This window comes from Nonomuraea sp. NPDC049714, from assembly GCF_044465295.1.
In the GTDB taxonomy this organism is placed as follows: Bacteria; Actinomycetota; Actinomycetes; order Streptosporangiales; family Streptosporangiaceae; genus Nonomuraea.
Map to the genome: position 1 here is coordinate 863,073 of NZ_JBITLM010000001.1, position 23,387 is coordinate 886,459.

At 67.4% G+C, this 23,387-nt stretch carries 23 protein-coding genes and 1 pseudogene; 11 read left to right on the forward strand and 13 right to left on the reverse strand.

The genetic code is table 11. The features are described from left to right. Window positions 1-169: 169 nt before the first annotated feature. From ACIBQX_RS04120 to ACIBQX_RS04145, 6 genes are all read left to right on the forward strand, one after another. Window positions 170-685, forward strand: coding sequence for a hypothetical protein (locus tag ACIBQX_RS04120; protein ID WP_397000388.1), 516 nt, complete (start codon window positions 170-172; stop codon window positions 683-685). Window positions 686-1,016: 331 nt separating this feature from the next. Then, window positions 1,017-1,580 carry a hypothetical protein gene (locus ACIBQX_RS04125; protein WP_397000390.1) on the forward strand — a complete coding sequence of 188 codons (564 nt, stop codon included), beginning with the start codon at window positions 1,017-1,019 and terminating at the stop codon, window positions 1,578-1,580. A gap of 339 nt (window positions 1,581-1,919) precedes the next feature. Continuing rightward, the gene (locus ACIBQX_RS04130; RefSeq protein ID WP_397000392.1) at window positions 1,920-2,624 is read left to right on the forward strand and encodes a hypothetical protein; all 705 of its coding nucleotides are present in this window, start codon (window positions 1,920-1,922) and stop codon (window positions 2,622-2,624) included. Then, window positions 2,621-2,767: a hypothetical protein gene (locus ACIBQX_RS04135; protein WP_397000394.1), complete on the forward strand. Its 147-nt coding sequence runs from the start codon at window positions 2,621-2,623 to the stop codon at window positions 2,765-2,767. The genes ACIBQX_RS04130 and ACIBQX_RS04135 overlap by 4 nt, the downstream gene beginning before the upstream one ends. A 487-nt stretch (window positions 2,768-3,254) precedes the next feature. Continuing rightward, window positions 3,255-3,860, forward strand: coding sequence for a hypothetical protein (locus tag ACIBQX_RS04140; RefSeq protein ID WP_397000396.1), 606 nt, complete (start codon window positions 3,255-3,257; stop codon window positions 3,858-3,860). Between the two features lie 565 nt (window positions 3,861-4,425). After that, window positions 4,426-5,301: a recombinase family protein gene (locus tag ACIBQX_RS04145; protein ID WP_397000398.1), complete on the forward strand. Its 876-nt coding sequence runs from the start codon at window positions 4,426-4,428 to the stop codon at window positions 5,299-5,301. Between the two features lie 19 nt (window positions 5,302-5,320). Here ACIBQX_RS04145 and ACIBQX_RS04150 read toward each other — a convergent pair whose 3' ends face one another. The 4 genes from ACIBQX_RS04150 to ACIBQX_RS04165 all read right to left on the reverse strand — a co-directional run bounded on the left by ACIBQX_RS04150 (window position 5,321) and on the right by ACIBQX_RS04165 (window position 7,413). Further along, on the reverse strand, window positions 5,321-5,602 hold the full coding sequence (locus ACIBQX_RS04150; protein WP_397000400.1) for a hypothetical protein: 282 nt from the start codon (window positions 5,600-5,602) through the stop codon (window positions 5,321-5,323). 895 nt (window positions 5,603-6,497) lie between these two features. Continuing rightward, window positions 6,498-6,731 carry a hypothetical protein gene (locus ACIBQX_RS04155; protein ID WP_397000402.1) on the reverse strand — a complete coding sequence of 78 codons (234 nt, stop codon included), beginning with the start codon at window positions 6,729-6,731 and terminating at the stop codon, window positions 6,498-6,500. Between the two features lie 174 nt (window positions 6,732-6,905). Further along, the gene (locus ACIBQX_RS04160; RefSeq protein WP_397000404.1) at window positions 6,906-7,172 is read right to left on the reverse strand and encodes a hypothetical protein; all 267 of its coding nucleotides are present in this window, start codon (window positions 7,170-7,172) and stop codon (window positions 6,906-6,908) included. Between the two features lie 94 nt (window positions 7,173-7,266). Then, a complete protein-coding gene (locus tag ACIBQX_RS04165) occupies window positions 7,267-7,413 on the reverse strand; it encodes a hypothetical protein (RefSeq protein WP_397000406.1) in 147 nt (48 codons plus the stop codon). A 936-nt stretch (window positions 7,414-8,349) separates the two neighbouring features. On the opposite strand from ACIBQX_RS04165, the gene ACIBQX_RS04170 reads away from it, so the two are divergent. Next, window positions 8,350-8,835 carry a CHRD domain-containing protein gene (locus tag ACIBQX_RS04170; RefSeq protein WP_397000408.1) on the forward strand — a complete coding sequence of 162 codons (486 nt, stop codon included), beginning with the start codon at window positions 8,350-8,352 and terminating at the stop codon, window positions 8,833-8,835. A 439-nt stretch (window positions 8,836-9,274) separates the two neighbouring features. On the opposite strand, the gene ACIBQX_RS04175 is transcribed toward ACIBQX_RS04170, so the two are convergent. Then, the gene (locus ACIBQX_RS04175; RefSeq protein WP_397000410.1) at window positions 9,275-9,715 is read right to left on the reverse strand and encodes a hypothetical protein; all 441 of its coding nucleotides are present in this window, start codon (window positions 9,713-9,715) and stop codon (window positions 9,275-9,277) included. 79 nt (window positions 9,716-9,794) lie between these two features. On the opposite strand from ACIBQX_RS04175, the gene ACIBQX_RS04180 reads away from it, so the two are divergent. Both ACIBQX_RS04180 and ACIBQX_RS04185 read left to right on the forward strand, forming a co-directional pair. Continuing rightward, window positions 9,795-10,175, forward strand: coding sequence for a hypothetical protein (locus tag ACIBQX_RS04180; protein WP_397000412.1), 381 nt, complete (start codon window positions 9,795-9,797; stop codon window positions 10,173-10,175). A gap of 235 nt (window positions 10,176-10,410) precedes the next feature. Beyond that, window positions 10,411-10,740: an ATP-binding protein gene (locus tag ACIBQX_RS04185; RefSeq protein WP_397000414.1), complete on the forward strand. Its 330-nt coding sequence runs from the start codon at window positions 10,411-10,413 to the stop codon at window positions 10,738-10,740. Window positions 10,741-11,274: 534 nt separating this feature from the next. Here the strand turns inward: ACIBQX_RS04185 and ACIBQX_RS04190 are convergent. From ACIBQX_RS04190 to ACIBQX_RS04200, 3 genes are all read right to left on the reverse strand, one after another. Continuing rightward, window positions 11,275-11,703: a hypothetical protein gene (locus ACIBQX_RS04190; protein WP_327588250.1), complete on the reverse strand. Its 429-nt coding sequence runs from the start codon at window positions 11,701-11,703 to the stop codon at window positions 11,275-11,277. 267 nt (window positions 11,704-11,970) lie between these two features. Continuing rightward, window positions 11,971-12,102, reverse strand: coding sequence for a hypothetical protein (locus tag ACIBQX_RS04195; protein WP_262496186.1), 132 nt, complete (start codon window positions 12,100-12,102; stop codon window positions 11,971-11,973). A gap of 26 nt (window positions 12,103-12,128) precedes the next feature. Continuing rightward, window positions 12,129-12,614: a phospholipase A2 gene (locus ACIBQX_RS04200; protein WP_397000417.1), complete on the reverse strand. Its 486-nt coding sequence runs from the start codon at window positions 12,612-12,614 to the stop codon at window positions 12,129-12,131. Between the two features lie 454 nt (window positions 12,615-13,068). Between ACIBQX_RS04200 and ACIBQX_RS04205 the strand changes: the two genes are divergently transcribed. Continuing rightward, window positions 13,069-13,617, forward strand: a complete 549-nt coding sequence (locus ACIBQX_RS04205) for a tyrosine-type recombinase/integrase (RefSeq protein ID WP_397000419.1) — start codon at window positions 13,069-13,071, stop codon at window positions 13,615-13,617. A 136-nt stretch (window positions 13,618-13,753) separates the two neighbouring features. On the opposite strand, the gene ACIBQX_RS04210 is transcribed toward ACIBQX_RS04205, so the two are convergent. The 3 genes from ACIBQX_RS04210 to ACIBQX_RS04220 form a co-directional block, all read right to left on the reverse strand. Beyond that, window positions 13,754-14,215 carry a hypothetical protein gene (locus ACIBQX_RS04210; protein ID WP_397000421.1) on the reverse strand — a complete coding sequence of 154 codons (462 nt, stop codon included), beginning with the start codon at window positions 14,213-14,215 and terminating at the stop codon, window positions 13,754-13,756. Between the two features lie 5 nt (window positions 14,216-14,220). Beyond that, the gene (locus ACIBQX_RS04215; protein WP_397001526.1) at window positions 14,221-15,018 is read right to left on the reverse strand and encodes a tyrosine-type recombinase/integrase; all 798 of its coding nucleotides are present in this window, start codon (window positions 15,016-15,018) and stop codon (window positions 14,221-14,223) included. 738 nt (window positions 15,019-15,756) lie between these two features. After that, entirely contained in the window at window positions 15,757-18,906 is a 3,150-nt protein-coding gene (locus tag ACIBQX_RS04220) for a BTAD domain-containing putative transcriptional regulator (protein WP_397000423.1), read from the reverse strand. A 136-nt stretch (window positions 18,907-19,042) separates the two neighbouring features. Between ACIBQX_RS04220 and ACIBQX_RS04225 the strand changes: the two genes are divergently transcribed. Further along, window positions 19,043-20,179 (forward strand): serine hydrolase domain-containing protein, encoded by a 1,137-nt coding sequence (locus tag ACIBQX_RS04225; protein WP_397000425.1) that lies wholly within the window; start codon window positions 19,043-19,045, stop codon window positions 20,177-20,179. Between the two features lie 118 nt (window positions 20,180-20,297). Here the strand turns inward: ACIBQX_RS04225 and ACIBQX_RS04230 are convergent, their stop codons facing one another. Together ACIBQX_RS04230 and ACIBQX_RS04235 are read right to left on the reverse strand one after the other, a co-directional pair. Then, entirely contained in the window at window positions 20,298-21,626 is a 1,329-nt protein-coding gene (locus ACIBQX_RS04230) for a Tn3 family transposase (RefSeq protein ID WP_397000427.1), read from the reverse strand. Window positions 21,627-22,963: 1,337 nt separating this feature from the next. Further along, window positions 22,964-23,370: pseudogene (locus ACIBQX_RS04235) on the reverse strand (DUF4158 domain-containing protein); the annotation flags it as partial. Window positions 23,371-23,387: the final 17 nt, after the last annotated feature.

Sequence of the window (23,387 nt, forward strand, 5' to 3'; positions counted from 1 at the left end):
GATTTATCAGGCATGTTCTTCACCTTCGGGCGCTGCCAGCAATAACAAGGGAAATCAGAGCGCTTGGCTCACTGCGGCTAGAGCCACTTCATACGAAGAGCGCACGGCATTTCCGCAACGGGAAAGGGATGGTGTCGTAACAGTGCGTCTTTCCATGAGCAGAGTTCTGGTGGTCGCCATCGCCGGGTTATGCCTGGCCGGGTGTGGATCACAGACCGCGTCCAATGAAGCTGGTGGGGGCCAGGAAGGGCCGTCGGGCGACTGCCCGCTCACCGCGGAGGCGCTCACCAAAGCAACCGCACTGAAGTGGGAGCTGAGGCAGAAGAAGGAAGACCACCCCCTGGAGACCGCCGAATCGATCAAAGCGACGGTCTGCCTCTACACCGCCGCGGACGCCCCTCAGCAAGGCTCGGATCCTCTTGCCCTGAGGGCAGACGTCGTCACCGGGGCGGATGCCGCCGCCGTCCGGAAGGACTTCAGCGACACCTGCACCGAATACGGCGGCAAGGTTCACAGCTCCGCCTCACCCGAGGGCGCTGTGGTGTGCGACCGAGACGGTTCCGTCGTGGAGGGTGTCATCGGCAGCGACGACCGAGTGGTGAGCGTCCACCTGGTCAACGCCGACAAAGCCACCGCCGCCAAGCTCACCCCCGCTTTCGATCAGATCCTCGCCGCCGTCAAGTGAGCCTGCCGAGCTGAATCGGGGGACCGGCGGCGACGAACTGAACGGCGGGAACGACACCGACTCCTGCAACGGCGGCCCCGGCAGCGACACCACGACGAACGACGAGTAACGCGACACGACCTCGACATGGTCTCGACATGGTCTCGCTGCTCAATGGGCAGCCAAGCCGGGAAAACCGCCGTGTTCGCACAAAAGTCTGGCCGAGCTTCGAGTCAAACACCCGGCTCAGGCTCGGGTCGGTAAGGAACCTCAGTGAGGACGACCCCGGCCGTTCTCGACATCATCGCGATCAACCCCCACGCCCCTGACAATCCGCAGCAAGGAGAACCAGATGAACACCAGCTCACGTGCGCTGATCGCCATCACCGCGGCGACGCTGCTGACGATGGCCGCGGTCCCTGCCGCCTCCGCCGCCTCCGGCACGTCCGGCGCGGCCCGGCCAGTCGCCGCCTCCGATGAGCTCGATGCCGGTTCCGGGCGCGCAGTCCAGGCCGCCGCCGGGCCGCCGGCCTGGGGACCGTACTACTCGCCCGGCGCCAAGCGGGCCAAGACACTCGGCACGATCGTCGCGACCGGCGAGGACCACGAGGTGATCCCGTCCGCCGCCACGCTGACCGTGTCCGGCACCATCTCCGACCTCACCCGCGCCTCGTCCACCTGCGGATGGGCGGTGTTCAACATCGCCACGGTCAACCCGGCCGGCAACAAGGTGACCTGGAAGCGGCACCACGCACGCACCTGCGCCTACAGCAAGCCGAGAACGTTCTCCTTCACCAACCATCGGGTGTACCAGGTCGAGCTGAAGGTGTGCGCCGAGCGCCGGGCCAGCGAGCCGTCCATCCAATGCACCGCCGGCAACCCCGCCTGGAAAACCATCTACCTCTCCCCACGCTGACCCTGCCTTCCCCGCCGGGAGACTCCACGGCGCTCGTCACGTACACCGCGTGAGTGGCACCACGAACCGAACGATTCAGCCGGCCGTCGGCCCCCTGACCATGGCAGGCCTCATTCGACGGCACCGGACCGACTTCTGGAAGGGGACACCTGGCGAAGAGCGCGCGCTTGCACATTGCCTTCACGATGCCGGTGCAAGAGATGATCAGGTGATGCCCAACTCCGGAGCCCTATCAGTAACGCGTAAGGCCTGCGGGCCCAACCGTTCTGCACGCTCCGTCAAACCATGTGGGCCCGGCGAGCGCAGGGTCGACCGGGATACGACACCAAGGAGAAAATCATGAAACGCATCGCGATGAACTGCACCATCCTCACTCGGTTCGCAGTCACCGACGCCGAGGAGTCCTCCCCGAGCAGCTTCTTACCGTTCTCCCGCACCCAGCACCGGCTCGTGCCCAACAGCGCTGTGTCACGCCGTCGACAGGCTGCCGTCGCCGTGACCGGTGCCCTCCTGTTGGGCCTGACCGGCGCTGTTTCGCTGGTACAGCCGGCAGCCGCCGCGGCTCCACCGCTGAAAGGCGCTGGAACGTGCAAGAACATCGATATCGTCTACCGGCCTCAATCCACATTCCCCGACACCAAACAGGGACGCGGCGCCTTCCTGATTCAGGCCATCAAAGTCGAACCGGCAGTTATGTGTCTCATCAACGCCGAACGAGCCGCGGCCAACCTACGGCCGCTGCAGAGGTTTATCCGGCTGAAGGGAACCCCCGCACTCTCCAGCGCCTCAGCCAGGCACGCCGCAGAAGCCGTCAAGCTGCGCTGGTGGGGAGACGTGGAGCCGGGCAAGAAGTGCGTCCCCATGAAGAACAACCCCACCAAGTGCGACCCGCACATCAATCCGCAGACCGGATCCACCCGCTCAGCCGTGCCCAAGCCCTCGGCTACGGTCGCCGCTGCGCCTCGTTCTCCATCGCGGAGAACGCCTACGTGGGATGGGGAAGCGCCTCTATCACACCCCGGGCGGCCGTCACGTGGTGGATGAACAGCAAGCTGCACCGCGACGCCATCCTCGACCCGACCTTCGAGGAGATGTACACCAAGGTGGCCTGGGGAAGCGCGGATCCGGCCGCCGGGTCCACCACCCCGGCCCTGACCTACGTGCAGATGTTTGGGCGCTGCAGCTGACGTCGTGGTCCTTCACGCTTGCTGGTCATGGGGCAGTGGTCCGGCCGTGCAGGCAAGCGTCCAGGCCATCATGGCCGACATGCTCTCAGCCGAATCCACGATGCGGGCGACAGCACTGGGCTGGATGGCGGATGGAACTGCCCGACCGCCCGGGTACCCGGTCGTGATCTGGCGGCAGTCCAGCAGCACTACGGAAATCGGAGGCCTTTCTTCCGATTCCAACTGTCCGGCTGGACTCCGCAGCAGTACGAAACATGGCTGGCAGGTGTCATCGACCGACTCCTCGACACATGACCCCAACGTGGCTGGCTTCCTAACGGAACGATCACTGTTCCCGGTCCGCCCCGAACCCGACAGCGCCTGACGGGCGCTCGCCAGGCACATGCCCCCCGAGGGAGCGGCCCTGGGTGATCCGAAGTCTCCAAGCGAATACGGCCCGACTGTCAGCCCCGTCGTCGATCGGCGGCCGAAAGGATGCGATCTTGCCATGATCAAGAGCCGTGCCGGCTTAAGCGGATGGGGAGCCGGCAAGAGAAGTGACGGTCCGACGCCACCCAGGCGCAGGAAGTCGAAGATACGGGCCTTGCTGTTGTTCGGTCTCCTGATCATCGCCGGCATCGCTGTGCAGCCTCTCAGCAACGCGCTGTTCAGTCCATGGGCCTGGTCGCTGACCGGTCGGCCTACGCTCCCCGGGTACTGGCACGGCGAGATGCCGTTCGGGCGTGACGCCCAGCGGCGGGTGGCGATGAATCTGCGCGCGGTGGAGTGTCGCAGATGCTCGAACGACGTCGAGGGTGAGGCCACGGTGTGCGCGGCGGGACGCCCCATCCACTATGAGTTCTCGGGCGAGGTGGCCGACCACAACGCAAACCACTTCACTCTGTCTCTGTTCACCTACCCCGACGCCGGCGCACCTGGTACTCACCTGAGCAGTCTCGACGGCACGTGGGCAGGCGGTGACGAGATCAGGCTTACCGGCAAACTGGAGGTCACGAATGCTGACGGTTCGTGGAGCAGCAACAAGCAGCCCACCGAGCCGACGCGTTTCCGGCTGAACCGCGGCACCGAAGCAGACTTCACCTCAGCGTCCTGAGCAGGTCCGCCGGCCTCACGCCTCCCACCCCATGACCGTCTTCGCCGACCACGGCCAAGGCGCCTCCGGCGAACCCCTGGGCCATCATGCTGCGCCCCGGTAACGCCGGCTCCATCACCGCCGCCGATCATGACGAGGCCATCCCCCTGGCCCTGTCCCCTCATATTTCGGGGACGGGCCGGACAGCGGGGCATCAAGGCGCCAGGGCAGCATAATGAAAGCCCACAGCAGTGCCACGTCGAGGGCAGATGCTCGCGATGGCCGCTACCTGGCGGCTGGGGACATGTTCGGGGAGCGGAGGGCTCAGAAGCGAGCCCATCAATACGCGCCAACTTAAAAGAAGTTTCAGTGTGTTGGTAGCGCAGAAGCGGTGTACCTCGGGTTCTCGGAAACGCTCGATTACCAGAGACAATCGCCAGACGACGTCGGCGTGCCCGTCTTGCTGTTTCATAGGCGACCACCTATGAAACGGTGCTTCCGGCCGGGCGCGTCCAGGAGGAACGCTGTTTCATGAGTCGATGCAAACGAGTGGCCGTGTGAAACACTCCTATGAAACGATCTCGGGGTGCACGACGACGACTTCCTCCGCGTGGAGGCCCACGACTGCCCGATGACCTCCTGCGCCGCCCCCGCCGGCTCGCCCTGCCACACCGGCCGGGGCAAGGTGGCCGTCCAATACCACACCGCCCGCTTCCGGCTCGTGCCCTCGCTCGCCAAAGCGCTCAACGTCCCCACCCCGGCCCTCCGCAAGCCGGGCGCGGCCTGGATCGAGCTGCCCCGCCCCGCCGTGGCCGACGCCGAGCCCGCCGGGCACGCGCGGATCGGCTACGCCCGCGCCTCCACCCTCCGCCAATCCCTCGACACCCAGCTCGACGCGCTAAAGACCGCCGGCGTCACCCGCGTCTTCGCCGAGAAGATCTCCACCCGGGCCACGGTCCGCCCTGAACTCGACAAGGCCGTCACCCTGGCCCGGGAACTGCGCGCGGCGGGCGTGGCGGCCACCCTCGTGGTGCACGAGCACAAGCGGCTCGGGCGCGGCCTCGACCTGGCCGCCCTGGCCGAGCAGCTGCGCGCCGCCGGCATCGCCCTGGAGTTTCTCACCGGAGAGCTGCAGGGCTCCCACGACCCGTCCGGCGTCGTGTTCACCGTGCTGGCCGCCCTGTCCGGGATGGAACGCGAGTACATCCGCGACCGCACCCTGGAAGGCCACGAATCCGCCCGCAGCCGCGGCAAGACCATCGGCGGCGCCGCCGTCACCGACGAGAACATGCTGTCCATGGCCCTGCACCTGCGCCAGCAGAACCTCAGCCTCCGCGACATCGCCGCCCGGCTCGTCATCACCAGCGGCGCGAAAAAGGGCCGGCACCCGTCCCCGGCCACCGTCCTGCGCATGCTCCGCGAACACGACATCAACACGGCAGCGGCGCCGGCCGGGGGTTGACCAGCTCACGCGCGTTGCCTTACCGCCGATATGGAGCCGGTTGCAGCGCCGGGCCGAGCGTGCCGCCGGGAATGATCCTCCCGTCCGCAGCCAGTTGCACCGCGGTGGCCGCCGCCTGCAGCATCGCTTCCTGACGCGCCGGGCTCAGCCGCTCGTACGGCCGCCAGAAGGACAGGCCCGCCCGGAACGGCAGATCCGCAGCGTCCCAGACCTGGTGCAGGAGGGCGGCCGAGCTAGGGCCGGCCCGGGAGTCGACCATGCTGACCTCGTCCAGCAGCGTATGCAGCAATCGCAGCCACATCCTGACGTGCACCGTCGCAAGGGCAAGAACGCGTGGAGCGATCTCATGCTCCTCTCGTGGTAGTCGTGGCGGCGGACGGTCGGTGACGGTGATCGTTCAGCCCGCGGCCTGGCCAGTCGGAGGTGGCGATCGGGGGGCGGCCGCGCGCCGGGTGGGAGCGTTGATCGGCTCCCCTGACCGATATGGCGGGACGGCCAGGGGATGTCCCGCCGGGCAGTTACAGGCGCAGATGTGGATCTTTCCGGTGCTCTGTGGCATGTGTTCACCGCGGCCACGGTTTAGGTGTTAGCTCACTTCTCCAACACGTCCCGTGTCGCTGCCAGCTACGACGGTGGCGGCATTGGCGGCATTTGGTGAAGAGGTCGACATTTATGATCCTGCACTCACGCCTCCTGGGGGGTGGAGACGTCTTGGAAGCCGAGGCGCAGGAGATGGTCTTTGCGTCGACGGATTGGGCCATTGCTTGCGGGCTGATTAGCACAATTTCACCGATGATGCCGAGCAGCAGGAATGCCTTAATCATAGGAGATCACTCCCCTTGTGGCGGTCGGCGGCTGATCTTCCATCTACGATAACTGAGCACGTCAGACGATAGTTACCCGCAAGTAGCAAAATATTGGCTACAGGCGACTGGTCGGCCAGCCCGCCTTCTTTCACGGAGTCTGTCGTTAGCTGCATACGTGCGTACGATCCCCAGTCGGTCAAGAGATCGGGGCAGGCGGGGCGTAGCACCACGGCCCGTTGCTGCAACAACGGGCCCCTCTCCTATTCCTTGATTATGTTGGTGACGAGCAGCAGCGTTTGTCGGTCAGTTTGGACAGCGCTTTGCCCCGTGCGCGCCGGAACAGGGCGCGGGCCGAGAGGTGAAGAGAGCAGGACGGATCCGGCGGGAAGCTTAGAGGTTGTCCGCCGGTATAGGCGATGGCGAAGTTTCCTCCGTGGCGTTGGCAGCGGCGAGGTGGTCATGCAGGGCCGCGTGGCGGAATTGGTAGATCGGGCCGACGGCACGCAGCAGCCCCAGGCGGTGTGCGTCGTCGAGGAAGTCCATGACCCGCCAGGGAAGCCGACGTTGGAGGGCTAGCCGGGCCAGCGCGATGGTGCAGACCAGCCACGCATGATGGCTGCCCATCACGAATCCGGCCCCGGGCCCGTGTGGCGGGGTGTGGGTGGCCGCCCGAGGCGCTCGGTGGGCGGCGGTTTCCACGGGGCCGCGCGGCTGCCGGTCCCTCCTTCCTCTTCTCGGCGGGACACATTCGAGCTGGTCAGGTGGGCGCTGGCAGGGCGCACAGGCGCTGCCAGCAGATCAGGAAGGCGTCTTCCACGGCCAGGTGCCGCTGATCTTCAGGGTCCACTGGCGGGCATGCGAGACCAGCCGGGCGGGCAGCTGCCACAGGCAGTAGCGGAGGGTTGAGGGCTCGGCGCGGGCCAGCTCCGGGTCGTCGTGCAGGCCGAGCAGCCGGGTCCAGGCGTCGAGGTCGGCGGCGAGATTGGTCGCGAGGATCCATCCGACGTTGACGTTCCATGTCTTGGACGGCAGGTTGCGCAGTCCCATGGCCTTGTTGGTGCGCACCCGGTCTTCGACTTCGGCGTGGTCGCGGTGGACGGCGTCGATGAAGGCGAGCTGGTGGCTGCCGGGGATGCCGCGCAGGCCGCGTGGTCCGAGGTTAGGTGACGATGATCGCGTACTTCCAACCGGTCTTCTTCTCCAGGTCGGTGAGCTGAGCCGTGTCCCGGGCCGAGGGGCGCACGCGGCGGACCAGCAACCTGACGCCCCACAGCGCGGCGCGTACATCCACGCCGGTGAGCTCCACGCGAACAGCGAACCCGGCGCTCGAAAGCCAGCGTCATGGAAATCCACTGTCGAAGCCGGACAGGTCGACGGTGCGTGACTGTCCAGATGCTCCAGGCTCGGCGTCCTCCTCCCGAAGGCGTCCCCAGCCGCCAACTAGCGCCGACCACTCAGAACCTTGATTCTGTCCGGTTTCTGAAGTGGCATAGCCGCAAGTCGGCGCCGAGGTCATGTTCTCTGACCGGATTCGGCCACATCTCAGCACCATCCTCCCGCCCCCGAAACCCCAGCCTCCGCGCCGTCCGGAACACGCCTTTGACGTGCAACGATCGACCTACTTTGGGGCTGGGGGCGCCTTCGGGAGGAGGACGCCTCAACCGGCACCTGTCCGGCGATCCTCGCTATGTGCGCTGCGCCACCTGCGGCATCACGGCCAGCGAAAGCGAGGCCCCACTGCGAGTCTTGGTGCGGTTCACCACCGTCGACGGGCGCCTGGTCGACGGGGATCAGACGCCGCCGGAATGGACCTGTCCCTCCTGCGGCCGCGCCGGCCCGCTTCAGGTAGGCGAGTTGCTGCCGAACGACACGCTCACCCGCTGTCGACGTACACGCCTGTGCCGGTATCGCTGGAAGGTCCCGAGCAGCGCCAGGGTGGCCGCCAGCCGGGCCGCCGCCACACGGCGTGCAGAAAACTGCACACGCTGGCGCCACTGACCGTTCCACTGCTCCCCGCGGGCTGACCCTCGCTCGCCACAGGGGCAGGGCTCGGCATTGCTCGCGGCGTCGCCTGACACAGCAGGAGAACTGGGCCGAATTAGACAAGAAGTCATAATTCGGTCGCGACCACACGCCCTTGACGATTCCGGTCATGACGGCGCGGTTTTGCCGCAGCTAACCCTGGAAAGAACGACCACGCACAGTAATAAATCACTACTTACAGTTAAGAAGGAGGCTTGTCGTGATCAAGTCACTCATCTTTATTCCGGCACTCGCCGCAGCGGCGATCGTCTTTCCCAGTACGGCCGGCGCGACCGCGAACCACCCGTCGCCGCCCACCCGGTTCGTCGAGATGACCGGGGATCAGGAGGTTCCCGGTCCCGGCGACGAGGACGGCGTGGGGATCTTCGCCTGGAACGTGAGCGGATCGTCGCTCTGCTACGTCATCACCGCCCACAACATCGACCCCGCGACCGCGGCGCACATCCACAAGGGCAGGGAAGGAGTGGCGGGTCCCATCGTGGTGACGCTGCGGGCGCCCAGCGAAGGCTTCGCGAGCGCGTGCATCCGTGCCGTGAAGCGCCAGACGGCCGGCAACGCCGACACCACGTTGACCTTCAGCGAACTGCAGGCCATCGCCCAGCAGCCGAGCCGGCACTACGCCAACGTCCACAACGAGGAGTTCCCCGACGGCGCCATCCGTGGCCAGCTCAACGGTGCCAGCTGAAGGTGGCGTCCAGTGCGTGGCGCTGAGAAGGAACGAGTAGGGGCGCAGTAGAGAGCCGGTGGCCTGTTCTCGACGGGTCACCGGCTCTCACGTTCTGTCGTCATATCGGCGACATGCGGAAACGTCGCGCTTCAGCCGCCGAGACAGAACTTGAGTGCGTTTTGCAAAGACCTTTTGTGGCGGAAAGCCGCTCCCTGGTGAACCGCTACTTCTCACGGCAGACGGGCTGGTACTCCTCTTGAGGGACGTAATGCCGCCATTCCTGGAGAGTGAAGGAGCGGCCCGCGATGTCGCGGAGCGCGGTGAAGGGGTCCTCCGGCAGGGCGACGTTCCACAGGCGGACGGTCTCGGCCTGTCGTTAACGAAGGTGTCAGGAAGCACATTCGAAGGTCGTTAGCCCTGGCCAGGGATCGACTTGGCGGGTGGAGCCGGGAGGTTGTCAGCGGGTGCGTCGGCGTGCTGCCGGGTCGTGTTCGGCGGTGATGCGGGCGGAGGTTTCCTCGCCCAGGCGGAGGTAGCGGCCGAGGCTGGCCAGGCTCTGGTGGCGGGACCTGGCTTGCAGTTCGGGTGCGGTGCGGCCGGCCTCGGCCAGGTGCCGCAGGGCGCTGTGACGCAGCTGGTACAGCGTCCAGCCGTCCCCGTGCTGGTCGAGCGCGGCGGTGGCCTGCTTGAACAGATACTCGGCTCGGGGGTAGGACAGGCGGCCGCGGCCGGTGATGGGGCAGATGTCGGCGGCCGCGGGCGCGCGGCGGCCGGAGGCGGGGGCGCGCCGGTCGGCCAGGAACACCGGGCCCGCGGTGCGGCCCTGAAGTAGGCGGGGAAGCAGGCCCCGGCGAGGGGTCTTCGGGGCGGGCCCGGCGAAGTCGGAGCAGACGCGCACGCAGTTTCCCGAGCGACCGTCGTGTCCTGCGGGGAGCCATCCCGGAAACAGTCACCCGGCGGGACTCGATGATCTCGGTATGGGAACCGAAGCGTTCTATACGACTGCGGCGCAGGTCATACCGACGATCCTGATAGCCCTGGCAGTGGAGTTCGGCCTTATCCTCAGGCAGCTTGGCAGAGAATTGGAGCGAGCGCGCAACCGCGATGCGGAAGGTCCGAAAGCGGCTCCGTTCGTCCGCAACACCGAGACGATCGAGAAGGACACCGACCAGATACTCACCATCAGTATGGGGATGGGCGTGGTCTTCGCCGTGGGTGAGGTGTCGGCCCTGCTCGCGCTCGCGTTCCGCTGGTTCAACGGCTGGACGTTCGCCGGGGTGAGCATCTGCCTGGTGGTCATGATTGCCGCAGCCGCCTTCATCCCCATCGTCCGCTTGCATGATGACGCTGATTGGTAGGACCGAGCACGGGACCCGGTGAAGCGCGAGGCCTAGCCATGAAGGGGGCGTGACCCCGGCCTCGGGGAACATCGGCCTGCCAGTAGGAGTGGTTCTCGGGGAGGAGCGGAACGGTCGGTGGCGCTAGCGTGTGCAGTTTCCTGCACAACCCGATGGACCGGATCGACACGGTCAAGGTGCCCAAGAGCCTGCCGCGTGGCTATGTAGGCGAGGGCGGGTACCAGATGTCGGTCAGGTGAGGCTCCACCCATCTGAGCCGGAAAATGGTGTCGGTGAGTTTTGGTACCACGAATGTCCGGCTGCTGAGACGATCGGGGTGCTCCGCATCCGGCGGGGTGCCGAACTGCTCTTCCAAGTGATCACCGAACGGGACGAGCGGGCTTCCATCGCGATCGCCTCAAATGAGTCGTTTTCGGGATGGACCAAGACATTCACCGACCCGCGGTTGTGCGCGGCGATCGTCGATCGGCTCACCTACGGCGGCAACATCATCGAGACCGGAACCGTGTCCTACCGCTATACCCAGACCCAGGCCGTCAAGTCTGCCCAGCAGGCTCCCAGCTGACCTCCGGCGCGCTCTTCCCGATAGCCGCCAAATCCGTCGGCCGCAGGAGCAGGTCAAGGTGGAGCGCCCGCAGCGCAGCGAGGACGACCGACCTTGACCTGCGACGAGGACCGACCATCATTCCGGCGGCGGGAAGCACGCACGGCCAAAGGCCCCGAGCTCCGGGGCTATCTGCCGGGATCTCCAGCGCTGTATGACCGTGGGACGGCCGTGTTGATCGGCTCGGATTGTCAGGCTGAACTCCAAGGGCCCAGCAGACATGCGTCAAGAAACTCGGATGCGGACTCTATTCTGACGCTATTCGCCTGCGGCGTTGGATGCGGGTTGGGGTCTACCCTTGCCGGACAGGCCACGAGCGAGGGGCATTTGCAGGGCGGCGGCCGATGACGCTGTCTGGGCTGGCGGGGGCTGCTTGATCGGCACCGAGGCCTCCGACCACTTCCCCATCGCGGCCGACCTCGAACTCCCCCACCCCTCGCCCGGACCGCTCGGCGCCCGCCGTCTCTCGCGACAGCGGGCGCCGAGCGGTCCGGATCAGATGACGCCGCTCTGCCCGACGCAGCTCGTGACACCCGTCTTACCGGCCAGCTTCACGAAGACCCGATGCGCCATAGGCCGCGTCGCCGGGATGTCCTTGTGGCCGGTATTGCCGGTGATCACGACCGACTTGAACGCGACGTCCGGAAGGCCGCCCCGGTCCTGGACGAGGCTGACCTTGACGTTGGTGGGGCCGCCAGAGGCCGTCCAGAAGACCTTGCGGAAGCGGTGCGCACCCAACCCGTTGACATAGGTGACGGTCACCTTCAGCTTGTAGGATCCCTTCGAACAGGTCGCGACGAGGGCCAAGTCTGCCGACGTGGTCACCGACGCCGCCGGCGCGGACGCCGAGGCCGACGCAGGCGCGCCCATCATGGCCACGGCCCCCATGGCCCCGACGACGACCGCGTTACGCATGATCTTCATATGGTTCCCTCCGTTGATTTCCCGTCGAGGTGAGACCATACGGAGACGCGGTATAGCGGAGGTATGTCCCAATCAGACCACTCGGAGCGCGCTAGTGGGACGCTAGGTTTTCCACGACCAAGTAGCCGACGACCAAAGTCCGCACGGCTGCTGGCCGAACCGCACTGTGTCCAAGGGATCTGTCGCCCTGACTCAACCCTTGATCCATGCTCCTTCTCGGCGGGCACCAGAACCCGCCCGACAGAAGGAGCATCATGAAGAAGCTGCTCAAGACCGCGGTGCGATCATGTGGGCGATGGAGATCGCCTCGTCACCGGTGTTCACCTGGCCGATGTGCTCGTTGATGATCTTGCCGCCCGGCACCGGGATGCGGGTCGGGGCCTCGATCTTTCTCACCACGGAGCTCAGTCTGCCATGTGGCCCTCCTACGTGGCTGCCCTGACCGCGCCGTAGAACGCCGCCGCGGCCACCCGGCAGGACGCCTTCTTCGTGCCGGAGAACTTCACACACACGTTGCCCATGTCGAAGAGGAACGCGTCGTCGACAGGCTTCTTGTAGGTGTTACGCCACTTGCTGGAGCTCACCAGCGCCTTGACGTTGCGGTAGCCGAAGTCGTGACGATCGCAGGGAATCTTGAAGACGCCCTTCCAGTATTCAGAGTTTCCGATCTTCTTGGGCACCGAGCAGCCGTCGGTGTTCCAGTTGAACTTGTACTCCTTGACCTGCGGGGTGTCCTTGTTGATTTTGAACCGGGCCCACGCGTTGTAGCTGGCCTTGGTGTTCTTCGTCAGGGTCAGCGCCATCGCCAGGCTCTGCGCCTTGGTCTTGTCGAGCGCGGTCGCCTGTGCGGGAGCGGCCAGCATGGCACCCGCCGCCAGGACGGCGGCGGACAGGGCCAGTGCCTTTTTCATGGTGACTCTTTTCTCTGGGGAGGAACAGCAGGAAAAGAGTCGCAGCACCGCGTCGGGGGCGCACCAAAACATAGCGCCGCGGACTCGGGAACATACCCCGGGCATACCCGGGGCGTGTCACATCGGGCGGGTCTGGCCCGTCCACCTTGTCCCCCGCTTCGTACGGCGGGGACGTGAACGGTCTTGAACGCACCGTCTCCCTGCGCGCCACCGCAGATCGCAGTCATGGACCCGTTGACCAGCTCAGGGGGGAGATTCGTTTCCCGTCCGACAACCCTGCTGCTGCTCGCGCCAGCACGAACCCGGCCAACCAGACTGGTACCAAAACTCGCCTTCAGATCATGGGCGGTCGATCACCAAGTGGAGCCAAAAGAGGCCGACGCTTGGTCCCCGAACTCACCGACGAAATCAGCCGCGCCCGGCGGCGGCCGCCGATGTCGCCAAGGTGCTGGCGGTGATCTGCTCGCGGCGGCCGCGCAAGGACCTGCCGCTGGACCGGCTACGCGATCGGGTGCTGTTCGAGACCGCCTACGTGTGCGGCGCCCGCGCCTCCGAAGTGTGCGGCCTCTACGTCGAAGACCTCGACCTGCGCCTGGACGACGAACACGTCCGCATCCACGGCAAGGGCGGCAGCGTGCGCACCGTCCTGCTCGACGACCGCGGCTACGTCACCCTGCTCAAGCTCTACCTCGTCCGCGCCGGCTACACCGCCGGGCCACTGTTCCGCGCCTCCATCAACGGCCGCGGCGGACCGCTGTCCTACGACGCCGCCCACCACCGCTGGCAGACCTACTGCGCGCAGGCCGAGGCCGAGATCGACATCCACCAGCTGCGCCACGCGCATGCCACCGAGCTGATCAATGCCGGCGTCTCCATCGAGGCCGTCCGCCGCCGCCTCGGCCACGCCTCCACCGAGACGACGCAGCTGTACGCGCTGCTCGACGACAAGGTCGCCGACGCCGAGATCCGCGCCGCCCGCCGACGCCGCGAGACAGGGCCCTGATTTCAGACCTCTACCGCCTGGGCGGTCCTGGATCGGTGAGCTGTGAGATCAACGCCGTTTGGGGCTCATGACACGTTTCTTACAGGGGTCGTGGTCATATCTCAACGAGATTTCTCGATAAGCGTTGAGCCGCAGGTCAGCGAGGTTCTTCTCGGGTGGTCCAGCCGTGTTTGGTGATGAGTTTGGTCAAGGCGTGACGGAGTTGGTTGATGCGTTCGGCGGCGTCGGGTCCGCGGATGCCGATGGTGATGGTGGTCTCGGTGGCGTGGTAGACGGTCTGGCAGCCTTCGGCCGCGGTACGGGCGGCGGCATGGATACGGCCGCGGACCGCGATGAGCTTGCGTGGATCCGTGCGGTCGAGACCGTCGATGGTGAGGTAGCACAGGAACGGGCCGCACTCGGTGAGCGGCCCATCGGGGAGACCGTCTTCGATAGCTTTGCGGATCTTGGTCCTGTCGTCGCTGGTCATGGGGCGTCGACCGAGCCAGTCCGGCCAGCCGTCGGGCCGGACGGGCACGGTGTGGGTGCCGGGGCTTTGAGCTTGTTGATTGTGCTTGGCGGGTTTGGTGTCGTCTGGATTGGTGGTCATCTCGCCCAAGTTGGCTAGCGGTCAACGATGAGGTGGCGCAGGGCGGCTTGTTTGTCGTCGTTGGTGGGCTGGCTGTAGATGCGCAGCGTGTCGAGGCGGGCGTGGCCGGCCATCTCGGCGACGGTGACGAGGTCCTCGCCGCCGCGGATGAGCTGGGTGACGAAGGTGTGGCGGCCGATGTGGGCGGTGGTGGGGTCCTCCAGGCCGGCGGCCTGGGCGATGGCGGTGAAGACGGCCGAGGCGCTGCGGGCCGACAGGCGCCCGCCGCGTCGGTTGAGGAACAGGGCCCGCTGGGTGGCGGCGCCGGGCCAGGAGCGGCGCGCATCCAGCCAGTCGGTCAGGGGCTGGCGCAGCTGGGGGTGGACGGGCACCTCGCGGATCTTGCCGCCCTTGCCGTAGACGGTCAGCACGCCTTTGCGGGCCGACAGGCGCACGTCGGGCACATCGAGGGCGACGGCGTCGCCGATGCGCAGCCCGGCGTAGAAGGGCAGCAGGGCCAGGGCGCGGTCGCGGGGGTGCGGCCAGTCCTCGATGGCGCGCAGCCAGCGGATCTGGGCCGGGGCGTTCATCGCCTTGGGCGCGGTCTTGGGGATGTCCTCGCGGCCGATGTCGGCCTTGCCCAGGCCGCGCCGGACGTGGAAGTCGTCCAGGGCGGCCAGGGCGTTGTTGACGTAGCGCACCGAGCGTTTGGGGTCGGCCTCGCGCAGCAGGTAGTGGCGGTAGTCGCGGACCGCCCAGTCGCGGGCGCGGCGATCGGTGAGCGGATCACCGTTCAGAGCGGCGGGCCGCCCGGCGAGCCAGGCCAGGTACATCCGCACGCGCGAAGCGTAGGTGCGGCGGGTGTCGGCGGCCAGCGGCACCTGCTCCAGCGCGGCGCTGTAGTCGGCGAGCGTCTGCTGGTAGCCGACGGGCAGCGGGGTGGGGCGGGCGCCGTGCTGCTTCGGCCGTGCCGCGTCCGCGGCTGACTTCGTGTTCTCGGAAGTTGTTCCGGGGGGGTTGTGATCCGTCCTGGACCGGATTCTCGGAAGTCACTACGGGAGTGTACTTCCGAGAAACGTTATACTCAGAAGTTCGCGCGAACGAGCCTGTCGCCGTTCCCGGTGGTGTGCCGTCCACGTGGAGGATTGCCCGTGTCTCTTGCCAGATCAGACGTGGACTCAGATCGTTCAGGACTGCACCAAGTCCGGACTCGGCCAGCTGGTGGCCACGTCGGTCCAGTTCACGCTGGAGTCCGTTGATGGTGTTGCCCCTGGTCGACGAAGACGAGATCAATCTCGTCGCCGCATAGCAGCAGGGAAATGACCTCGCAAAACCGTGTTGCTTTGCGAAACGCCCGCACGGGCGCCTCGCCTCGAACGGCGCATCCCAGTGCAGTGAGAGCGGGCCAGCCCTGTGAACACCGGCCCCATCGACATAGGACACCTCAACCGTGGCGACGGCGAACAGGGCCGCCCCTGTGGATCTCAGTCCGATGTGCGGCACAGTTCCTACTCCATGTGACGTTGTCCGCACGCCCCGACGGACGCCACTGGAATCTCACTGGAAGCAGGTCAAGGTGAAGCGCCCGCCATTGTTATCAGCCTGTCAGTGGCCTTGTGCGGTGTCAGGTCGGCCCCTCGTTGGTAGGCGGTTTCGTAGTCGGTACGGCCGAGCCGTTCCGCGAGCGCCTCCGCAAGCGAGCGCAGCTCGGTGTCGCCGTGGTCGAAGGTGCCGCGGATAGCCTGGCTCAGGCCGAGCGCGGTGGCCGCACCGGCCGGGTCGCCCTCCAGGAACAGCAGCCTGGCCAGGAGTTGAGCGGCCAAGGGGGCGTCCACGTTCGCCTGCGCCGCGTAGACAGCGCGGGGCAGTAGTTCGCGGGCGCGTACGGCGTTCCCGGCGGTGAGGAGGTTGGCCACCCGAGCGAGGAGCAGCCGATTGTCTGCGTGCTCGGCCGCCAGGGGCAGCTTGTGGGTGAGCGTCTCCATCCGATCGAGCTCTTGATCAGCGCGTTCGACCTCTCCGGAGCGGCGGTACAGCTCGGCCAGGATGCCGAGCACCTCGATCTCCAGCGCCGGCTGGCCACGCTGCCAGGCCGCTCGTTCGGCGGTGTCGATGTCGCGCTTGGCACCGGTCAGATCGCCGGCACGCATGCGTTCGGTGGCGAGCCCGAGCCGACTCGAGACCTCGTCCTGCGAGCCGAGGTCGATAGCGATCGCGAGGCTGTCCTCGTAGGCGGTGATCGCCTGGTCGTGGTCACCGGCGATGGCGTGGTTCTGCGCCAGGCCGTACAGCGCCTTGGCCGCCCACCAGCGATCGCCGACCTCCTCGAACGCGTGCAGTGCCGTGGTCATCGCGGTCGTGGAGCTTTCCCGGTCGCCCTGTTCGCGATGGCGCATGGCTTCGATCATGAAGGTGCAGGCGATCGCCCAGCGGTCCGAGCCGCCGCGTACTCGGGCGATCTCCCTTTCGGCCAGCTCATCCAGCCCGAGCAGCGGTGCCATCACCAGCACGATCGTCAGCAGCATCGGGTAACGCCGCAGAGCGCCGGTACGCACGCAGTCGTCGATGAGCGCGCCCAGCCGGTCGGTGAGCGGCTCGCCCGAGCCGACGATCAGATGGATCGCGGTGAACGCGGCCCGGGCGTCCGCGGGCAGCGCGTCGCCGAACTCGGCGACCTTGGCGACGTAGGCCTCGGCGCGGGCGTCGTAGCGGTGCATGACCCAGTACCAGTACAGCGGCCCGAGAATCCGGGCGGAGCCCGAGGCGTCGCCGCTTTTGATGGCCGTTTGCAGGGCGAACATCAGGTTGTCGTACTCGGCCTGGAACAGCCGCAGCGACTCCGCCTGTTTGTCCGAGCGCAGCAGCGGCTCGTGTTCGTCGGCCAGGTCCGCGAAGTACCGGGTGAGCCCACGCAGGACGGCGTCGGTCCCTCCTGCGAGCCGGAGCTTCCCCGCCGCGTGTGCCCGGATGGTTTCCAGCATCCGGTAGCCGTCGCCGGCCCGCTCCACGATGGACTTGTCGACCAGGGAGTCCAAGAGGTAGACGACCTCGTCCGCGGGAAGCGTCTCATCCGCGCAGACCGCTTCGGTCGCAGCGATACCCGTCCGCGCCGGAAATATCGATATCCGGGCGGCCAATGTGCGTTCTTGTGAGGTGAGGAGATCCCAGCTCCACTCAATGACCGCGTGTAGCGTCTGCTGGCGGGGCTGGGCGGTCCGGTTACCGGTGCTGAGCAGCCGGAAGCGGTCATCCAGCCGCCGGGCGATCTGCTCGGCGCTCATGGTCCGCAGGCGTGCCGCGGCCAGTTCCAGGGCGAGCGGCAGCCCGTCCAGCCGGCGCACGATGTCCACGACCGGCCGCGCGGTCGACGCGTCCAGTGCGAAGCCGGGTCGTACGGCTCCCGCCCGCTCGAGGAACAGCCGCACCGCGGCCGATGCGGAGGCACGATCGCGATCTGCGTGCGCCGGGGGGAGGCCGAGGGGTCCCAGGCGGCACAGCGCCTCACCCATGACGTCCAGCGGTTCCCGGCTCGTGGCCAGGATGGTCAGGTCCGGCTGGCGCTCCAGCAACCGCCCGGCGAACTTCGCGACGGCTCCGGAGATCTGTTCGCAGTTGTCCAGAACCAGCACGCCTTCACCACCGGCGAGCAGGTTGACCACCCGCTCCAGTAGCGTGCCGGCCGGCTGGGCTCCGGGGAGGCTGATCGTGCTCAGCACCGCCTCCACCAGCCCGTCGGCCGTGTCCACCGCGGCCAGGGAAACCAGCCAGACCCGGCCGCGCTGATGGACCCGATGCCGGCTCACCGCCTCCACGGCCAGCCGGGTCTTGCCCACTCCTCCGGGCCCCACGACGGTGACCAGCCGGGAGGACTCCAACAACCCGGCCAGCAACCTCAACTCGTCCTCGCGGCCGACGAAGCGGGTCAGCTGGGCCGGCAGACGGCCTCGCACCGCCTCCGGCCGGACCTGTTCCGCCTCGGGGATCTCCAGCTCACCCCGCAGCACGGCGAGATGCGTCTTGCGCAACTCTTCGGAGGGGTCGACGCCCAGCTCCTCGGCGAGAGTCCCGCGGACCCCTTCGAACACGGCCAGCGCATCGGACTGGCGGCCCGCCGCGTGCAGGGCTCGCATGCGCAACCCGGCCAGTCGTTCCCGGAGCGGATGGGCCGCGGCCGCCGCCTCCACATCGGCCAGAATCTCGCCGTGGTGGCCAAGCCGTAGCTCCGCCTCGAAGCGGTCTTCGAGAGCCCCGATGCGCAGTTCGTCCAGGCGGGCGCCAGCCGTACCGGCAAAAGGAATGTCGCGCACGTCGGCCAGCGCCTCCCCCCGCCACAGCGCCAGCGCCTCCTCCAGCAGCGAGGCCGCCAGCTGCGCAGCGCCCGCCGCCAGTTCGCGGCTGCCTCGCTTGGCCTGTTCCTCGAAGCGGACCGCGTCGACCTGCTCGCTGCGCAGGCGCAGGCGATACCCGCCGGCCACCGTCTCCACCACCCCAGCCCCGGCCAGGGCCTTGCGCAGGCGGTGCACCAGCGCGTGCAACGCGTTGAGGGTGCCTCCGGAGGAGTGGTCCCCCCACAGGCCGTCGAGCAGCGAATCGACCGACACCACTTCGTTCCCGGCCAGTGCCAGCCTGGCCAGCAGTGCGCGAACCCTGGTGCCGCCCAGGTCGATCGGCGCGCCGTCGTCGGCATACGCCAGAACCGGCCCCAGCACCTCAATCCGCATGCCCGACAGGCTATCCGGGGGGCTGAGAGCCCCTTACAGCCAGCCGGTGCCGGTTGGAAGAGAGATATAAGAGGCCTGTCAGAGCTACCGAACATCGTGGAGGACGTAACGAAGAAACATCCCGAGAGGCAGTGCGATGGCAATCATCAAGAACGTGCAGCAGGTGCTCGACAGCGCGGTGGCCGAGTACGGCACGCCCGGCGTCGTCGCCGCGATGCAGGACGAGAATGGCGCCTGGACCGGGTCGGCCGGACTGTCCGACCTTGAGGCCGGCCGCCGCCGCGAGCCCGGGGAGCAGTTCACCATCGGCAGCGGCGCCAAGGCATTCACCGCCGCCGCGATGCTGACGCTGGAGGCCGAGGGCAGGCTGAGCCTCACCGACACCGTGGAGCAGTGGCTGCCCGGCGTAGTGCGCGGCAACGGCAACGACGGCCGTCAGATCACCATCGGCCAGCTGCTGACCCACACCAGCGGCCTGGGGATCACCGGCCTGAACGTCGAGATCGCGCGCAAGTACCACACCCGGCCCGGGTTCGCCGCACACCGCTATGACGTCTGGACCGTCGAGGAGTTGCTGAAGCTCCAGATGGCCATTCCTCCGTTGTATGCGCCGGGTTCGGACTTCGCCTATAGCAACGGCGGCTACCACCTCGCCGGGGCAATCATCGAGAAGGCGACCGGGCGAAGCTACGAGGATGAGGTCGACCGGACGGTCGTCCAGCCGCTCGGACTGACCGGCACCTATGCGCGGGCCCTCGACGAGCGGCAGTTCCGGGGACCGCACGCCAGGGTCTACACCAGGCAGTTCATCAAGGACGGCGTGGACCCTGCAAGCCTCACGCCCGACAACTACGAGTCGCTGATGGAAGGCCCCGACTCCGATCCGGTCGACGTCACCGACAGGACTATCTGGGGGTGGGCCGCAGGCGGCGTCGTTTCGACCACAAGCGACATGCTCCGGTTCGCCAAGGCGATGATCACCGGCTCGCTGTTGCCGCCGGCGCAGCATCGCACGATGTGGAGCACGGTCCCCACCAGGGATTGGCTGCCCAACACCCGCTACGGCACCGGCGTGAGTCAATGGGCGCTGGCCGACGGCCGCACGCTCCACATCGTGGCCGGTGTGGAGCTGGGCACCGCCAGTTTCACCATGGGTACTCCTGACGCCCGACGCCTGGTCTCAGTGAACATCAACTGCGACTGGAACTGGTACCCGGTCTGCAGCCAGATCGCCGACTCGGTGTTCGGCTCACCCTTCCTCCCACCTCAGTAACGCCTGCTGACATCGCCCGGACGGGCACCGCGCCGCCGGCACGTCCGGGCGATCGCCCAGCCCGCGGCCGCCTGATCGGCCGTCGTTCCAAGGCCATCGCGCGGCTCACCCATGGACCTCATTCCTCCTCATCGGCGGCCGGATCGCGAAGCTCGCGCAGTCCTCCGCCCACTTCGGGGCGGTTGAACGGATAGAAGCCGTGGAAGTTGATGTGTTCGAACATCAGAGGCAGGAGTCGGGCGCGGATCTCGGGCGTGACCTGCCCGCCCTTGATGCCCGGCGCGCCGGTCTCTAGCTTCTTGACCGCCGCATCGATATAGAGCGAATTCCACCAAGTGATGGCGTTCAGCCCGAGGCCGAGCGCGCCCACCTGGTCCTCCATGCCGCGTTCATAGCCCCTGGCCAGGCGGCCGAGGTTGCCGAAGAAGACGCGGCGGGCGAGCTGGTGGCGGGACTCGCCGATGTTGAGCTGAGCTCCGATCATTCTGCGGTAGTCCTCGACGTGGATGATCTGGAGCAGGTGCAGCGATTTGAAGACCCGGCCGTAGTGGGCGAAGGCGTTGCCCAGTCCGGTGAGGCGGCCGTCGGCCGTCATCATGCGGATCAGGGCGTAGGCGCGGACCTGGTTGGTGGCCAGCGACCCGGCCACCCGCACCATGTCATCCCAGTGCTGCACGATGGCCGGTAGCGACACCCGGCGCAGGCCCAGGGCGTTGAAGTCGCCCCAGGCATTGGTGGCACGATGGCCGCGGGTGATGTCGCCGTCCAGCATCGCCACATCGATCCACCACAGCTGGGTGTCGGTGATGTCGGCGTGCCGCGGCGCGAACTGGTAGCCGCAGATCGCGAACAGGCCGTATACGACGTCGCTGTAGCTGCCCTGATCGGTGGTGATCACCTCGGGGTGCTCGGCGGCGTCCAGGCGGTGGATGGCATCCAGGATGAACAGCGAGTCGCGCAGCGTGCCGGGCACCAGCAGGCCGCCGAGCCCCATCACCTTGTCCGAGACGGTGTTCAGCCAGGTTGAACCGCGTGCGCGCTTGCCGATCCCCCAGTAGAGCGGTGAGGGCCGGGCGTGCAGGGAACGGACGGGCACCACGAAGCGCATGCCGTCCACCGAGGCCACCAGCCCGCCGCCCCAGTCGGCGGTGATGTCGATGCCCGCCTGCTTGTCGACCAGGCGGGCCGAGGCCGCGGCGATGCCCTCACCGTGGAAGTAGCCCTTCTCCACGCCGAGCAGCCGGTGCTCGGTGAGCGCCGCCACCCCCTCTTTGATCACCGGCACCAGGCCCACGTTGCACGAGCGGGCCACGGTGAGCGCGGCCAGGGTGATGTCGAGGTCGTCGCGGCGCAGGTGCGAGCCGGTGATGTGTCGCATGCGGTCGAACATGCCGGTCTTGGCGTGCGTCTCCAGCAGCAGCTCGGGGTAGTCGATGCGCGGCAGCATCGCGGCCACCGCGTCGTGGACAGCCTGGAAGCCCTCCGGCAGCGGGCCGCCTCCAGCCGCGACATCTGCAGCTTGCCGCCCTTGATACTGACCGACGCGTTCGCCGCCAGCCCGGCGGCGACCTGGGTGTAGGCGTCGTCGAGGAGGACGGCCAGCTCGCGCAGATGAGCGCGGGGGTCGGCCTGCAGGCCCAGCGCGGTCAGCACCGAGGCGCGCTCGCGTACCCACAGCCGCTCCTCGATCAGCCGGGCGCGCGGGTTGCCCCACTTGTCCGCGCCCACCGCGTACACATCGCGGCGCCGTAGGGCCACGTGCAGGGCCTCCAGGATCGAGAAAACGTATGCGGGCCTGTCGATCAACGGTGGGTCCAGTTTGGGGTTGCCGAACACCAGCCGCCGCCAGGACCCGGTCACCAGTTCCTCGAATCCCTTGATGTGCTCGCGGCCCGGCTTGCGCGCCGCCATCACCTTCGGCAGCCCCTTCACCGCAGCGACCACCAGGGAGCCTGCCGCCGTCGCCCCCCACGGCACCATCGAGGCCAGCTGCTCGATGAAGGGCCTGACCGTGCCGTAACGCGCCGTCAGTTCCGCCCGCCACTCCAGATCACCGTCATCCTCCTCGGCGGGCAACGGCAGCAGCTCGGCGACCGTGGCCAGCGCCGCCTCCAACTGCTCACGGCTGACCACCTGCACCACCGCGTCCACCACCTCGCTCGCCGTGGTGTCCTGCGCAGCGCCATCGCCATCCACCCGGGTCGGTGGGATGTCGCGCACGATCGCCCACGCGGCCGCCAGCCTGGCCGCCGCCACCCACAGCCGGGGCAGGTTGCGCAGCTTCTCCTTCTCCCCGGCCCGGCTGGTTTGCGACAGCAGCTTCGTCGACATCAGCAGGTCAAACAGCAGCAACGCGTCATCGACCGAGACGCCCTCCAGATGCCGCACCGTCGCCAGCAGCGTGGCCTCGCGCCGGTCATCCTCCAACTGCCTGATCCGGAAGGCCTTCGCGGTGGTGCCGAACCTGGCCAGCTCTGCCATTTTCACCGGCGCCACCGCGCTCCAATCGACCGCCCCGGTGCCCAGCCCCAGCACGTACGCCGACCGGTCGAAGGCCTCGCTCAGGCCCGTGCCCGACAGCTTGGTCACCGCGGTGCGCATCCACTCCAGCACCGACACCTTCTTGCCCTCGGGCACCGTGAGCGTGGCCACCAGCTCACCGCGCATGTGCCGCGGCGCCGCCTCCACCAACACCTTGTTGATCGCGGTCAACCCCGCCCGCCGCACCTCGGTCACCATCCGCGACACGGTCGTGATGCCCGGCAGCAACACCCGGTTCTCAATCAGCCACAGCACCGCTCGATCGAACAACTCCCGCTTGGAATCGCGCGTCTTGGCCACCCGCGAAGCGATGAACTCCGCCACCTCGGCCTCAGCCTCGCCGAACTCCCGATACTTCAGCAGCTTGCGGATCTGCGCCGCATGATCATAAGGAGTCTGCCACCGGTCGCCGTACTCCTTGACGACCGTCCAATCCTCGATCCCCAACTGCTCGGCAACGTAGCGGATCGCCACCTCCGGCACCTCTGCCGGACCGGAGTCAGTCAGGAACGTGCCGAGCATGCGCGCGGTCCCCACTGCAAGGACCAGCCGAGCCGGTTGTGCTGACCGCGTCGCTTCAGCGCCTCCGCCAGCGCGGCCTCGTCCAGGAAGAAGAACCGCTCCAGCTCTTCGGGCGTCGGGTCCGCCATGAACCGGCCGTACCGGC

What these genes read in the sequence shown, in the direction of transcription:
- ACIBQX_RS04125 (WP_397000390.1), top strand. Translation starts at nt 1,017, where the DNA reads ATGAACACCAGCTCACGTGCGCTGATCGCCATCACCGCGGCGACGCTG.
- ACIBQX_RS04130 (WP_397000392.1), top strand. Translation starts at nt 1,920, where the DNA reads ATGAAACGCATCGCGATGAACTGCACCATCCTCACTCGGTTCGCAGTC.
- ACIBQX_RS04135 (WP_397000394.1), top strand. Translation starts at nt 2,621, where the DNA reads ATGAACAGCAAGCTGCACCGCGACGCCATCCTCGACCCGACCTTCGAG.
- ACIBQX_RS04140 (WP_397000396.1), top strand. Translation starts at nt 3,255, where the DNA reads ATGATCAAGAGCCGTGCCGGCTTAAGCGGATGGGGAGCCGGCAAGAGA.
- ACIBQX_RS04150 (WP_397000400.1), bottom strand. Translation starts at nt 5,602, where the DNA reads ATGTGGCTGCGATTGCTGCATACGCTGCTGGACGAGGTCAGCATGGTC.
- ACIBQX_RS04155 (WP_397000402.1), bottom strand. Translation starts at nt 6,731, where the DNA reads ATGGGCAGCCATCATGCGTGGCTGGTCTGCACCATCGCGCTGGCCCGG.
- ACIBQX_RS04180 (WP_397000412.1), top strand. Translation starts at nt 9,795, where the DNA reads ATGGGAACCGAAGCGTTCTATACGACTGCGGCGCAGGTCATACCGACG.
- ACIBQX_RS04190 (WP_327588250.1), bottom strand. Translation starts at nt 11,703, where the DNA reads ATGAAGATCATGCGTAACGCGGTCGTCGTCGGGGCCATGGGGGCCGTG.
- ACIBQX_RS04200 (WP_397000417.1), bottom strand. Translation starts at nt 12,614, where the DNA reads ATGAAAAAGGCACTGGCCCTGTCCGCCGCCGTCCTGGCGGCGGGTGCC.
- ACIBQX_RS04215 (WP_397001526.1), bottom strand. Translation starts at nt 15,018, where the DNA reads ATGTACCTGGCCTGGCTCGCCGGGCGGCCCGCCGCTCTGAACGGTGAT.
- ACIBQX_RS04220 (WP_397000423.1), bottom strand. Translation starts at nt 18,906, where the DNA reads ATGCGGATTGAGGTGCTGGGGCCGGTTCTGGCGTATGCCGACGACGGC.
- ACIBQX_RS04225 (WP_397000425.1), top strand. Translation starts at nt 19,043, where the DNA reads ATGGCAATCATCAAGAACGTGCAGCAGGTGCTCGACAGCGCGGTGGCC.
- ACIBQX_RS04230 (WP_397000427.1), bottom strand. Translation starts at nt 21,626, where the DNA reads ATGCTGCCGCGCATCGACTACCCCGAGCTGCTGCTGGAGACGCACGCC.